Genomic DNA, 13726 nt, shown 5'->3' with positions numbered 1-13726 from the left:
ACACTCCATTCACGTTAATCTTTCTATGACTGTAAATCAACTGCATTTACTCCTATAACTACGCCCAGTGGTCTGACCACTTTTTCAGTTATGCTCTCAATATATAGCAAACCTGTTTTTCTGTAAACCTGCCGAAAACAGCGAAAAAGGGAGGACATTCCTCATCCTCCCTGCATTATCGGCATTTCTTTCAAGATTACGCTGTCACGTCCCACAATTGCTCGCGCTTTCTCCAAAAATGACTCGTCCGCATCGACCCGAATGGAATCGGGCAAGCGAATTGTCTGTCTTTTTGCCTCGTAGTACAAAATCACAGGAATCGTTCCTTTTTTTTCGACAAAAAGCTGTTGCAGCCGCTGCAGCGTCGAATTCTGCTCCTGCCGCCCGGGAATTTTTACAAAGAGCACCAGCTCTGTCGCCTGCGGTGGCTGTGCGGCGGGGTGCGGCTCGGCAGGGGCTGCTGCCGGGGCCGGCTTTGGCAAAGCGTCGGCTGGCCAGAAGCGGGAGGCGAGCAGCTTGACGAGGTCGTCCTGATGGTCGATGCGGGCTTCTGCCACGACCATGCTTTCACGGGTCAACAGCTCGGCATGCCTCGCGAACACCTGTGGAAAGACGACCACCTCGACCTGCGCCGTCTTGTCCTCCATGGTGATGAACGCCATCGGGTCTCCTTTTTTCGTCTGGATGCGCCGCTCCTCCGTAATCATCCCGAACACTTTCACCGTCTTGTCCCGCGGCAGGTCGCCGAGCGAGACGATCGCCGTCACCTCCGCGTGATTGGCGAGGTGGGCGTACTGGTCGAGCGGATGGCCGGAGATGTACACGCCCAGAAGCTCCCGTTCTTCCTTTAGCTGCTGCGCGCGGGAAAGCGGCGGCACCTCCGGATATTCCGCAGGCTCCCGCACCGGCGCAGATTCTTCTCCCGCGAACAGGTTGAGCTGGTCAGCGTCGCGCTCCACCCGTCTGCCGTTGGCTTTGCCGACCGCTTCATCCAAGAGCAGCAATAGCTGGCTGCGGTGACCCGGCAGCGAATCCAGCGCGCCGCACAGCACAAGCGACTCCACGACTCGCCGGTTTACCAGCCGCCCGTCTACTCGTGCGCAAAAATCAAACACGTCCCGGTACGGCCTGCGCGCACGCTCCTTGACGATCGACTCGATAGCGCCGTAGCCGACGTTCTTCACTGCGGCCAGACCGAAGCGAATCGCGTTCTGCTCCACTGTGAAATGCGCCTCGCTGCGGTTCACATCGGGGGTGAGCACGTTCAGATGCAAACGGCGGGCCTCCTCCGTGTACTCCGCGATGCGCGTCTGGCTGCCGATGGACAAAGAGAGCAGCGCCGCCATAAAGGCGAGCGGATAGTTCGCCTTCAAGTACGCCATCTGGTAGGCGATGATGGCGTAGGCGACAGAGTGCGCCTTGTTGAAGCCGTAATCGGCAAAGCGCACGATCAGGTCGTAGATTTCGTTGCCGAGCGCTTCTCCGTAGCCCTGTTTGACGCACCCTGCCACGAACTTCTCCCGCTGCTCGGCCAAAAGCTCCCGTTTCTTTTTGCCCACGGCGCGCCGCAGGATGTCCGCTTCGCCCAGGCTGAAGCCGGCCAGCAAGGAGGAAATCTGCATGATCTGCTCCTGGTAGATCATAAAGCCGTGCGTCTCCCGCAAAATCGGCTCGAGGACCGGATGGGGGTAATGGACGGCAGACTGACCGTGCTTGGCGGCGATGTACTGCGGGATGATCTCCATCGGTCCCGGGCGGTACAAGGCCAGGACGGCGATAATGTCGCCGAGGCTGGTCGGCTTGAGCTCGCGCAGGACGTTTCGCATTCCGGATGACTCCAGCTGGAATACGCCTGTCGTCTCGCCCCTGGAGAGCATGCGGAACGTCTGCGGATCGTCCGTCGGGATCGCTTCCAGATCGAGCTTCGTGCCCTGCCGCTCCAGATTGCGCAGCGTCTCCTGAATGATCGTCAGGTTGCGCAGGCCGAGAAAGTCCATTTTCAAGAGGCCCACTTCCTCCAGAATCTCCATCGGATACTGGGTGAGGGCAAGCCCCTCGCTCCCTGTCTGCAAGGGCACATACTCCGTCAGCGGCTCGCGGGAAATGACGACCCCCGCCGCATGCGTAGAGGCGTGCCGCGGCAGCCCTTCCACTCCCCGCGCCGCTGCGATCAACTGGGCGGCCTGTTTGTTTTCCGCGCACAGCTTGCCGATGTCCGGATTGAACTGCATGGCCCGCTCGATCGTCATCCCCGGCGACTGGGGAATCATTTTCGCGACGCGGTCGATCAGGCCGAGGGACAGCCCGAGGGCCCGGCCCACGTCGCGCACAGCCGCGCGAGCCGCCATCGTCCCGAAGGTAATGATCTGCGCCACGCGGTCGTGCCCGTATTTGCCCGCCACGTAGCGGATCACCTCGTCCCGGCGCTCCACGGAAAAGTCGATGTCGATGTCGGGCATCGTAACCCGCTCCGGATTCAGGAACCGCTCGAACAGCAGGTGAAAGCGCAGCGGGTCGACATTGGTAATTTTGAGCGCGTAGGCGACCAGGCTCCCTGCCGCCGAGCCCCGCCCCGGCCCTGTCGGAATGCCGTGCTCGTGGGCGTAGCGCATAAAGTCCCAGACGATCAGGAAGTAATCGGTAAAGCCTGTGCGCATAATGATGTTCAGCTCATGGTCCAGACGCTCGCGAATTTGCGGCGTCAGCTCCTTGTACCGCTCCAGACAGCCTTGCACGCACAGCTCGCGCAAATATACTGCCGAATCCTGTCCGTTGGGCAGGGGGAATTTCGGCAAAATGTGAGCGCCAAACGACAAGCTTACCTGACAGCGCGCGGCAATCGCGGCCGTATTGGCCAGCGCCTCGGGAGCGTAGGCAAAGGCGGCTGCCATCTCCTCCCCGCTCTTCAAATAATACTGGTCGGTCTCGTAGCGGAAGCGGTTTTCCTCTCCCACCGTTTTCCCTTCGCCGATTGCGAGCAAAATATCGTGGCTGGCGTGATCCTCCCGCGCGACGTAATGGACGTTGTTCGTCACGACCAGCGGAATGCCTGTCTCCTCGGCGAGGCGGACGAGGCGGGCGTTCACCCTGCGCTCCACCTCCAGCCCGTGGTCGCCCAGCTCCAGATAAAAGCGATCCGGTCCAAACGTCTGGCGGTACCAGAGCGCAGCTTCTTTCGCCTGCTGAACCTCCCCGGCCAGCAAAAGCCGGGACACTTCCCCTTCCCGGTTGTCGCTGATGGCAATGAGTCCTGTCCGATGGGCGGCGAGCGCCTCTTTGTTCAAGCGGGGGAGGATGTAGTTGCCCTCCGTCTGGGCGATCGTGGCCAGCTTCAGCAGATTGCGGTAGCCTTGCTCGTTTTCCGCCAGCAAGATCAGGTGGCTCGGGGGAGGCGCGTTGCGCACGCGATCCTGCAGATTCCCCTCGATGACGTACGCTTCCATGCCGATAATCGGCTTGATACCCGCTTCCTGGCAGGCCTTGTAAAACGGAATGGCTCCGTACAGGTTGGCGTGATCCGTAATCGCCAGCGCGCGCATGCCCAGTTCCTTGGCACGGGCTACCAGCGGCTCGATCCGCGCCGCTCCGTCCAGCAAGCTGTACTCCGTATGAACATGCAGATGGACAAAAGAGGTCATCCTGCTTCTTCCTCTCCGGTTATACCTTGCAAATCGTCGTTTCCGTTCCTCACCATCCATTATAGCGCAAAAGCGCGGAGGCTGCGGGATAACAAGAACGGATGTTCCTCGCAAATTTGACCGCCCTTGCGCTGATTTGGTAGGATAATACCAGATTGCAAGAGAGGATGAATCCGTTTATGTGGTCTGCCATTTACTTGACCGGCGTGCTCGCCTCGCTGGTTGCCAGCGTCTACTTCAGCATCCATGCCCGCAGCCGCGGTATCCATCCCCTGGCTTCCCGCATGACGCTCGGAAAAATGAATATGGCCCTGGGGTTTTTGGTTACGCTGTTTGGAGTCAATCAGTTTACGTTCGATGAGCTGGACACGATCCGCATCGTGGTCGCCTTGATCATGCTGCTTGTCGGGCTCATCAATCTGTTTTTGGGAACGCGCAATTATGTTCGGTATAAAACGCAGTGGCAGGCTGAATTGAAAAAAGGCGTATAGCGGGGAGCGAGAAATGGCGCGAGGGGGGCTGGAGGCGACTCTCGTCTGTTTCCAGCCGTTTCAGGTAGCGCAACTTTTTTTACCTGCGCTATAATGTTCCTGTGTGACATTTTATTGCTTCAGACAACCTGAGTGCAGTGCCGACGGTTGTCCTTTTTTATGCCCATTTTTACGCCTTCGCCCACATTGCCTCCGGGTTCAGCTCGTAGATTCCGTCCTCCCGGTACATGTAATGGTTCATGATAAACTCGCGCCGGATCGTGGCGAAATCGTCATGGAACGACTTGATGTACTCGTTGATTTCCCTCTCCGGATACTTCCTGCCCTTTTCCAGCCCGCGCACCATGTATTCAAATACGATCAGCTTTTTCTTGCGCTGTGCCGGAATTTGCTTCAGCTTGCCGTCCGGCGTGATGAAATTGCGAATGACCTGCCATTTTTCCGCTTCCATGTCGCTTCTCCTTTGCTCTGTCTCATCGAAGACTTCTCCCTCATCGATCGCTCCGCTGTCTTTCGCCTTTTCCAAAATTTGCAGGATCGCCGCGGATTTCCGTTTCATATTGGCTTCGTGCAGGTAGAAGTAAATCGTGTTCTTGTCGCGCCGCTCATACACCGCGCCTGCCTCGCGCAGCTTCGCCATGTGGTGGGTAATCGTCGGCGGCGTCACTCCCAGCTTGCCCGCCAAAGCCTGACCGTGCAGCGGCCCGTTCGCCAATATCGCGAGAATGCGGATGCGCGTCGGGTCAGCCAGCGCTTTGTGGAAGGCAACCAGTTTGTCTAGTTGCATGGGGCATCTCCTTTCTTGTTTTACGCCATTCTAATTAGTAATTTATCTAATTGGATGATAAGCAGTCTTCCTTTTCTTGTCAAGCTGAGCAAAAAGGCCAACCAGACGCAAGCAAAAATGTCTGGTTGGCCTTTTCTTTTTTACATGTTTCCCTGCTTTACCGCTCGATGATTTGCGCCGTCACCATTGCCTGGCCGACCTGCTGCTCGCCGTGGTAGACGGATACCTCCACTTTGCCGAAGCGGCGGCTGATGTCGAGCAGGCGCGGCTGCACCTCGATCTGGCTCTCCATCTGCACAGGCTTGATGAAGTAGACCGTGACGTTTTCCGGGACCATGTCTCCTCTACGGTGCAGGCGCAGCAAGTTACAAGCAGCCTCGACCATCACCGTGGTCATGATCCCGCTGGCGATCGTCCCAAGGTGGTTGGTCATCTGCGGCGACACTTCACCCAGGTAAACCAGTTCATCCCCTTTACGCTCCTCGCGGAAGTGGGACATGATCAGATTCGGGAACGTCTCGCTCATCTGCGGCTGCTTGGCCGTGTACTGCAGCGCCTTCAGCACGTCGTTGCGGCTGAGGACGCCGACCAGCTTGCGGTGATTGTCCACCACGGGCAGCAGTTCGATCCCTTCCCAGACCATCATATGCGCCGACGACGCCACCGACACCCGCGGAGAGGTGGTGATCGGGTTTTTGGTCATGACTTTGTCGATCGTCGCTGTTTCCTCGTGGCCGATGATGTCCTTGGAGGTCACGATCCCGATCAGGCGCATCTGCTCATCCACGACGGGAAAGCGGGTGTCCTGATACAGCTCCGTGTACTGATGCCACTTGGCGACAGGGTCGGTCGGCAGCAGGACCGGCGTCTCCGCCAGCGGCTTCAGCACGTCCTCGACCATGACGATCTCTTTTTTGATCAGCCGGTCGTAGATGGCCCGGTTGATCATGGACGCGACGGTAAAGGTGTCGTAGCTGGACGAGATGATCGGCAGCGCGAGACGGTCTGCCAGCTGCTTGGTTTCCTCGCTCGTGTCGAAGCCGCCGGTAATCAGCACCGCTGCCCCTTGCTGCAGGGCGATTTTGTGCGCCTGGTAGCGGTTCCCCACGATCAACAGGCTGCCCGCGTCGATGTAGCGCATCATCGCTTCCAGCTGCATTGCGCCGATGACGAATTTGTTCAGCGTCTTGTGCAAGCCTTCCCGGCCGCCCAGAACATGGCCGTCGACGATGTTGACCACTTCCGCAAACGTAAGCCGCTCTATGTTTTCCTTTTGTTTTTTCTCGATCCGCACCGTGCCGACGCGCTCAATGGTGCTGACGTATCCTTGTGTCTCCGCTTCCTTGATGGCACGGTATGCCGTTCCCTCGCTCACGTCCAGGTCTTTGGCAATTTGCCGTACCGATATCTTTGAGCCGATCGGAAGGCGATCGATATATTGCAAGATTTGTTCGTGTTTTGTTGCCACGTCGCTCTTCCCCCTTCCTGGTCTCCCATCCGTTCCACATACTGGCTCCTTGGAACAATATACCCGAAGGCGAGGCAAAAAAAAAGGGTAGCTTTTATCGAGCTACCAAAACGAAAGTATATCATTAAGGGGGTTTTTCATCGTGCTTTTATCTTATCCTTCTTATATTACAGGAATATTACAAGGATTTTACAGTTTCGTTTCAGTTTTGCTACCCCAACCAGATGGAGAGCAAGCTCTGGATGACCCCGATGATCCCGCCCAGAATGAAACCGAGCAGTGTAATCATGCGAAACTCCCGGCCTGATATGCCAAGGACGATTTCTTCGATTCTCTCAATCGGGAAGCTGTCTACCTGGCGCGTCACGATCTCGCGGATCGCCAGCCTCTGGAAAATGCGCTCTACGTTTCTCGCAAGCGACTCTACCATCCATTTCGCCACGCGGGGGACGAGCTGCGTCGAAACAGCCTCCTGAATCGGCGCGGTCAAACGGGAGAGCGGCATGTCCACCAGCTTCAGGCTTCTCTCCTCCAGCTTCGCGAACACGGCCCGGGACCAGTCCTCGATCTGGCTGCGGCCGATCCACGCTGCGATCTCGCCTATGTTTTTATCCAGCAACCTGTCCAGCTCGGCGCACAGCAGTTGGCGCAGCCTTTGCGTCAACTCCGGTTTTTGCAGGATGTCATCGACATGGGTCAGCAGCTTGCCGACGATCTTGTCATCTCCGAGAAACATGCCGACAAGGCCGCCAAACATGCCCCCTCCGCCGCCGAACATGCCGCGTATCAACGACTGCGCCGCCTCCAGCCCCTCGGGTGAGTGCAAATAGTCGCGCAGCCGCTGCAAGAGCAGCCCGCTCACCGTATCCACAGCTGCGTCCAGGCGTTCCCGTCCTGCTGCGGGGATCAGCTGGCGCAACGGTCTGGCTGCCTGTTCCTCGAGGATGCGGTCCACGAATGACTGCCAGTGCAGTAGTACGGGACGGCGAAGGGACTCGCTCCAGCTGCCATCCTCCGAAAACACCTGCGGGACAGCCGACAGCAGCACCTCGCGCACGCATTGCTCGTCCGTCATCCATTCGCGGGCCACGCGGTCGATCCACTCTGCGAGCTGCTGTTCCAGCCCGCTCTGGGTAAGCGCCCGCTTTACCCCTTCTGTCGTGAGCAGATGCTCTTCTACCAATCTGCCCATTTGTATCGCGATGTCATCCCGCCTGCCAGGGATGAGTCCGGGCGTGAAGGGAACACGCCACCGCCCGATATACCAAGGCTTCAGCGGGCGAAAAAGCATCCGGATCGCCAGCTCATTGGTCACCCCGCCGATCGCAGAGCCTACCGCGACGTTTAACAAAAACATCCAAACATTCATAAATACTAACTACCTCTCTTCCGTGCTAGGAACCAAACCATTTCCCTACTCATACCATAGACTAACTTCATGCCTGATGGGAAGGGGATACCCATGTCTTACGTTCCAACCATCGTTCAACCATACGAGCCAAAATCGGAAGTAGACCTTTACCTGCCCCAGGCGCACATGCGCAAATGGAATCTCTCATCGTCTACCCTCACCGTCCAGTTTGGAAGCAAACAGGTTCGCGCCCGCGTAAGCAGCATGGATCGCAGCGGCAGCACGCTCATCCGCCCCGCCATCGCCCAGGCGCTGCATCTGCCTGCGGGAGTCCCTCTGCTGGCCAGTTACCAGGCGAACCAGCAGTCTCTCGTCTTTGGCCCTTATGTCGGCATTCTCGTTTCTGCGTACAACGCGCAGTTTCCGCAATCCCCTTTTGGGCCGCTGACCGCATTTTTCAATGAGACAGCTGATATTTGCCGGAAACGCGGCGGTATCGTTTGCGCATTTCGGCTTCAGGATGTCAATTGGGATGCCGGTATCGTGCGCGGCCTCGTGCGAAAGGGCGGCGTCTGGCGACAGCGGATTTTGCCGCTCCCCCAGTGCATCTACAACCGTCTCGTGTCCAGGCAGCGCGAGCGGAGCGAGCAGATGGCCCAATGGGTTCAACGCTGCAAAGACGCCAACATCCCGTTTTTTAACGAACAGTTTTTGAATAAGTGGCACGTCCACTCCGCCCTGGAAAACCAGGAAGAAGCGGCAGCTCACCTCCCCCGCACAGTCCGCTACCAAAGTCTGGACGACGTGAAAAATATGCTGGCCTCCTATCGCACGGTTTACGCGAAACCGGCAAACGGCAGCATGGGGCGGGGAATCATCCGGCTGCGCAAGACGGAGAGTGGCTACCAGCTCGCCCGGCCAGGCGGTATGAGCAAAACCTTCTCCAGCATTACCGGGCTGCATCAGTACCTCACCCGACAGACAAAAGGCACGACTTACCTGCTCCAGCAAGGCCTGCCGCTCATCGGCATCCAGAACCGTCCCACCGATTTCCGCGTCCTGGTGCAAAAGGACCGCAAAGGAGAATGGGCGGTCACCTCCATGGTGGCGCGCGTGGGGCAAAACCGGATTGTCTCGAATGTGTCCCGGGGCGGTACGATGCTGCCGCCGCAGCAGGCTCTGCGCCTTTGCGGGCCGTGGGCGGGCACGGTTCGCCCTACCCCCGGGACGCTGCGAGCCGTAGCGCTGAAGCTGTCCGTGCTGCTGGAACAAGCGCTGACCGGACATTACGCAGAGTTCGGCGTCGATCTCGGCGTGGACGTACGCGGCCGGGTATGGCTGCTGGAGGTCAACAGCAAGCCTTCCAAGACGACGAATACCATTCCTCTGCCGGAGGGTGTGGAAGCTCCTCCCCGACGCGCTCGCCCCTCCGTCGTGCGCATGCTGGATTACGCAGCGTATGTCAGCGGTTTTCCCCGGTCAGCCAAAGCAAAACCAACAGCCAAGAAAAACAGGCGAAGGTGACCTACATGACAGCAAATCAGAGAAGCCTGGGCATCATGACGCGCTGCCAAGGCTCCCACTTTATCGACAAAGGCTATTACAAAAAACTGACGCTAATCGGACGCAAGCATGGCATCCGCGTGTTTGTGTTTTCGCCAAGGCGAGTCAATTTTTCTACCCGAACGGTACCGGGCTTTGAATACCGGAATGGGGCCTGGCAGGCGGACACGTTTCCGTTGCCGGCCTTCGTGTACGACCGCTGCTTTGTCGGCCCAGCTTACCGTCACTATAAACCATTTGTGGAGAAGTTGCAAAAAGATCGCAACATTACCTTTTTAGGGCACGGCCTGTCCGGCAAATGGCAGGTGCACCAGATGCTTTTGCGCTCGGAGAAGCTGTCTCGCCTGCTGCCGCCAACGGAGCTTTTCACCTATTCGGCGCTCGCGGATACATTGGAAAAGTACGGCGCGGCCGTCATCAAACCGATGGCGGGAACCCACGGAATCGGCGTCGCGCGCATCCGGGAGCGCAATGCCGGCTACGAAATCAGCGGGCGAACCAGGGAAAACCAGCCGTTTCGCCGCATCGTCCGGGAGCCGGGCGGGCTGAAACGATTCGTCACGGCCTTTACTTCCGGACGAAAGTTTCTCGTTCAGCCCTACCTCGAGCTGCATACGCCGGATGGCTCGCCGTTCGACGTCCGTGTGCTGGTCCAAAAAAACGGGCAGGGAGAATGGGAAACGACCGGCAAGGCTGTACGCATCGGCGACAAACGCAGCATTACCTCCAATTTGCACGGCGGAGGCAAAGCCGTCCCGCTCTCTCCTTTTCTGGCGCGCCACTACAAACCGGCGATGCAGGCAAGGATCGAACAGACGATTGACTGGCTTGCAGGAGAGCTGCCCCGTTTTCTCGAGCAATCCCACGGCAGACTGGTAGAGCTCGGGATCGATGTCGGCATCGACACGGCAGGCAATGTCTGGATCATCGAAGTGAACAGCAGACCGGGCCGCACCGTCTTCACCATGATCAACGATCCAGCTGCACAGCTCCATTCCATCACCCAGCCTGTTCGTTATGCCCACTATCTCATGAAAGAGCGTGTAGGAGGTTACTAAGCATGGAAACAACCCGAGTGCGACTCCGCTTCCTCCCCCATCCCCATGTCTACGGGATCATCCTGCCGGTCAATCTCATCCAGCAGCTCCAACTCCGCCCCCGCCAAAAAATTACGATCACGCTGGGGAAAAAGGAAGCCGGTGCCACTGTACTGCAAGACAGGCGCAATCCCGACGGAAATGTCGTCAAAATCACCAGCCTGCTGCAAGAAGAGCTGTGCATTCCCCACGCCGGCTTGATCAACCTCAAACGCGAGGGAGAAACACTCCGCATCGGGCCTGCGATCGGAATCGTCACGACAGGCATTCGCCATGATTCCCGCAATCCGATCGGGCAGCGCACATCGTTCTTCCAGAAACTGCTGCAGGCGCAGGAAGGAAAGGGCGTCTTTTACTACATCTTCTCTCCACACGATGTAGACTGGTCGAAAAACGAAGTATACGCGTGGTTTTTGCGCAAAGGAAAGCAGGGAGGGTACCTCTGGAAAAAAAGGAAAACGGCGCTGCCTGACGTGATTTACGACCGCATCCCTTCCCGTTCCGCCGAGAAACACGAGGCCGTCCGCGAGTTTAAATACAAGCTGGCGAGCTACCCGAATCTGCCGATGTTCAACCAGGGCTTTTTCAACAAATGGGGCGTCCATCAGCTGCTGTATCCGAATCCCGAGGTCAACGAACACATTCCCGAAACGTACACCTCCCCCACCTTGCAAACGGTGCGCAATCTCATCCGCAAATACCCGATTGTCTACCTGAAACCGAAGAACGGAAGCCTTGGCTACGGCATTGTCAAGGTCGTCCGCACCGGCTCCGGCTATGAGGCCTCCTATCACACCGGCAGCGGCAACGTCAAACGGCATTTCACCAAGCTCTCCGCTCTCTACCAGCACGTGTTTCGCAACCGCCGGGTCAGCTCCTATCTGGCCCAGCAAGGGATTCCGTTGATGACCTTCCACGGTCGTCCCTTCGACTTCCGCGTCCACTTGCATAAAAACCAGCAGAACAAATGGGTCGTCTCCTGCACCGCTGCCAAGGTGGCGGGTTCCGGCAGCGTGACGACGCACGTGCGTACGGGCGGTACAGTCATTCCCGGCGACGATTTGCTCCAGCACCTCTTTGGCCGACAAAAGACGCTGATCGCCGAGCGCATATCCGACGCGGCCATCCGTCTCGCTACCGCCATCGAACTGGCAAAGGGCATCGATCTGGGCGAGTTGGGGCTTGACATGGGGATCGACACGCACGGCCACGTCTGGATGTTTGAAGCCAACTCCAAGCCGGGCCGCTCCATCTTCAAGCACGCGCGGCTCAAGCAGGCAGACTACGAATCCCGCAAGCTGCTCGTCGATTACAGCTGCTATCTGGCAAACTTTTGATCCACACAATCAGCACCGTTTTTTCAGGAAGGAGGAACACCCATGCCTCAATCGCGCTCCGGGTGGTTGACCATCCTCCCCAGCGGCAAATGGTTTCTGCAGCTGCCACGGCAAGCTCTGGCCAACCGTACCCGCAGGCCGTTGATCGCCAGTCTCGGACCTTTTGCCCATCACAAGCGGCTGTACACCGGCTTGCCCAATCAACATCCTGGCCGCATCCGCACCCGGATCAACTGGAAGATGGTCAATAACTCCGTGCGACTCGGGCCATTGATCGGCATTCTGACTGTCGGTGAAGGGGCGGCATTCTTGGGAAATCGGGATAACTTCAAGGACATCGCCCTGTCCGGAAAAAAGTGGGGAGCGCTTGTTTTCGTCTTTACGCCGCAGGGGATCAACTGGGAGAAGAAAAAGGTCCGCGGCTACCTGTACAACGAGCGGCAAAACATCTGGCAGGAGATGATTCTCCCGTTTCCCCACGTCGTCTACAACCGCATCCCTACGCGCAAGGCAGAGCAGCGTCCGGAAGTGCGCAAAACGCTGTCCCGCATCAGCGATTTGCCAAATGTCACCTTGTTTAACCGATGTTTTTTTGACAAACAGGAGCTGTTTCAAATCCTGGACAATTACCCGAGCGTCCAGCCGTTTTTGCCGGCGACGAAAAAGCTCGACACTCTCGCCCGCTTCCAGAGCTTTTGTTCCGAGCACCGCTTCGTCTATCTGAAGCCGGTTCGGGGCAAGGCCGGAGAGGGAATCATGCGGATTGAATACAAAAATAACGCGTGGCGTCTGGAACGCCTGAAAGAGCAAAGAGCGATCGTCCGCCGCTTTGCCACCCTGGAGGATGTCTGGCATCACGTGATGGGGCACATTGGGCAAAAAAAATATATCATGCAGCAAGGAATCAAGCGGGCGCGGTATCGGGGCAAACCGTTTGACGTGCGCGTCCTCGTGCAAAAAAACGGAAAAGGAGAATGGAGCGTGACAGGCGTCGGCATCCGCAGATCGGGATCGCAGAGCATCACGACCCATGTCCCCCGGGGCGGCTCGATCATCTCCTTGTCAACGGTCCTCCATCACTTGTTCGGGGCAGACCCCGAGATGATGGAAGCCAACATCCACCATGCTGCATTGACGCTCGCCCGTGCTCTCAACGAGGAAATCGAAGGCTTGGCAGAGATGTCAATGGATCTGGGACTGACCGAGGACGGCAAGCTGTGGTTTTTCGAGGCGAACGCCAAGCCGGAGAAATTCGACGAACCGTCGATCCGCAGGCTTTCCCTGGCGAATCTCATTCATTACGCACAGTATGTATCCCGCCTGCAAAGCGGGCGCGGAACCGTAGCGGGGTAACGAACCATGCAACTGAAATACGTCATCTTGCCGCCACAAGCGTTGGCTGAATCAAAGGCGGAGCAGGAAGCAACCGTCGCTCTGGCGCTGAACGGCAAGCGGGTGTAGCTATATGGGGCGTTTTAGCCTTTCTGACACGTTGACGCGGATAGTCTCTCATATGCTCTGCGTAGATAGAAAAAGCCCTGGCACCGTAAAATTATGTGACAGGGCTATGCTTTTGTCGTAGTTTTGCTGGCGGAACCCGTCAAACTACTTTGCCGTCTTTGTCAGCTGCGCTGGTACTGGACCAATCACTCTTCAATATGTTTTGGATTGTTAAGAGAGTCGGGAGTCGTGCTCTCTTCTGAGCTTTGAAAACCATATTGTTTTATTCTCCCTTGGATGTATAGATACACATAACAAATATTTTTCTCGTCGTTGAAGATCACCTTAGTCTGGTGTTCTCCAAATTTTCGATTGTACGTGGTTTTGACTTTATATATATCCCTTTCATTGAAATGCTTCTCGGCTATTAAATACTTTTTTCTGTGAAAATCCCTAATGCCTTAGTATTGAAGTAAGGAATGGAATTCACCTTCCGAATGATTCGCTAACCTGAAAAAAGACAATAGAATGCCCGGGACATCCATTATACGGAT

The 13726-nt window shown here is 57.2% G+C and carries 9 protein-coding genes; 5 read left to right on the top strand and 4 right to left on the bottom strand.

The window, feature by feature from the left end; translation table 11 throughout:
• Positions 1–161 precede the first annotated feature (161 nt).
• Positions 162–3638: a DNA polymerase III subunit alpha gene (locus tag ACFSO0_RS08530; protein ID WP_376878935.1), complete on the bottom strand. Its 3477-nt coding sequence runs from the start codon at positions 3636–3638 to the stop codon at positions 162–164.
• Positions 3639–3817: 179 nt separating this feature from the next.
• Here ACFSO0_RS08530 and ACFSO0_RS08525 point away from each other — a divergent pair, with 179 nt between their 5' ends.
• A complete protein-coding gene (locus ACFSO0_RS08525; protein WP_376878933.1) occupies positions 3818–4129 on the top strand; it encodes a YtpI family protein in 312 nt (103 codons plus the stop codon).
• Between the two features lie 169 nt (positions 4130–4298).
• On the opposite strand, the gene ACFSO0_RS08520 is transcribed toward ACFSO0_RS08525, so the two are convergent.
• The 3 genes from ACFSO0_RS08520 to ACFSO0_RS08510 form a co-directional block, all read right to left on the bottom strand.
• Entirely contained in the window at positions 4299–4916 is a 618-nt protein-coding gene (locus ACFSO0_RS08520; protein WP_376878931.1) for a DUF2087 domain-containing protein, read from the bottom strand.
• A gap of 157 nt (positions 4917–5073) precedes the next feature.
• Positions 5074–6384: a DRTGG domain-containing protein gene (locus tag ACFSO0_RS08515; RefSeq protein ID WP_376878929.1), complete on the bottom strand. Its 1311-nt coding sequence runs from the start codon at positions 6382–6384 to the stop codon at positions 5074–5076.
• Positions 6385–6595: 211 nt separating this feature from the next.
• A complete protein-coding gene (locus ACFSO0_RS08510; RefSeq protein ID WP_376878927.1) occupies positions 6596–7753 on the bottom strand; it encodes a DUF445 domain-containing protein in 1158 nt (385 codons plus the stop codon).
• A 93-nt stretch (positions 7754–7846) separates the two neighbouring features.
• On the opposite strand from ACFSO0_RS08510, the gene ACFSO0_RS08505 reads away from it, so the two are divergent.
• From ACFSO0_RS08505 to ACFSO0_RS08490, 4 genes are read left to right on the top strand one after another with little or no spacing between them, the layout of a single operon-like run.
• A complete protein-coding gene (locus ACFSO0_RS08505) occupies positions 7847–9259 on the top strand; it encodes a YheC/YheD family endospore coat-associated protein (protein ID WP_376878925.1) in 1413 nt (470 codons plus the stop codon).
• 5 nt (positions 9260–9264) lie between these two features.
• Entirely contained in the window at positions 9265–10356 is a 1092-nt protein-coding gene (locus tag ACFSO0_RS08500; protein ID WP_376878923.1) for a YheC/YheD family endospore coat-associated protein, read from the top strand.
• A 2-nt stretch (positions 10357–10358) separates the two neighbouring features.
• Complete coding sequence (locus ACFSO0_RS08495) at positions 10359–11732, top strand: YheC/YheD family endospore coat-associated protein (RefSeq protein WP_376878921.1); 1374 nt, start codon at positions 10359–10361, stop codon at positions 11730–11732.
• Between the two features lie 42 nt (positions 11733–11774).
• Positions 11775–13085, top strand: a complete 1311-nt coding sequence (locus ACFSO0_RS08490) for a YheC/YheD family endospore coat-associated protein (protein WP_376878919.1) — start codon at positions 11775–11777, stop codon at positions 13083–13085.
• Positions 13086–13726: the final 641 nt, after the last annotated feature.

The sequence above is a fragment of the Brevibacillus sp. GCM10020057 genome, assembly GCF_042683565.1.
Taxonomy (GTDB): Bacteria; Bacillota; Bacilli; order Brevibacillales; family Brevibacillaceae; genus Brevibacillus.
The sequence above is the reverse complement of the archived record's forward strand: the minus strand, read 5'-3'. Positions and strand labels throughout refer to the sequence as shown.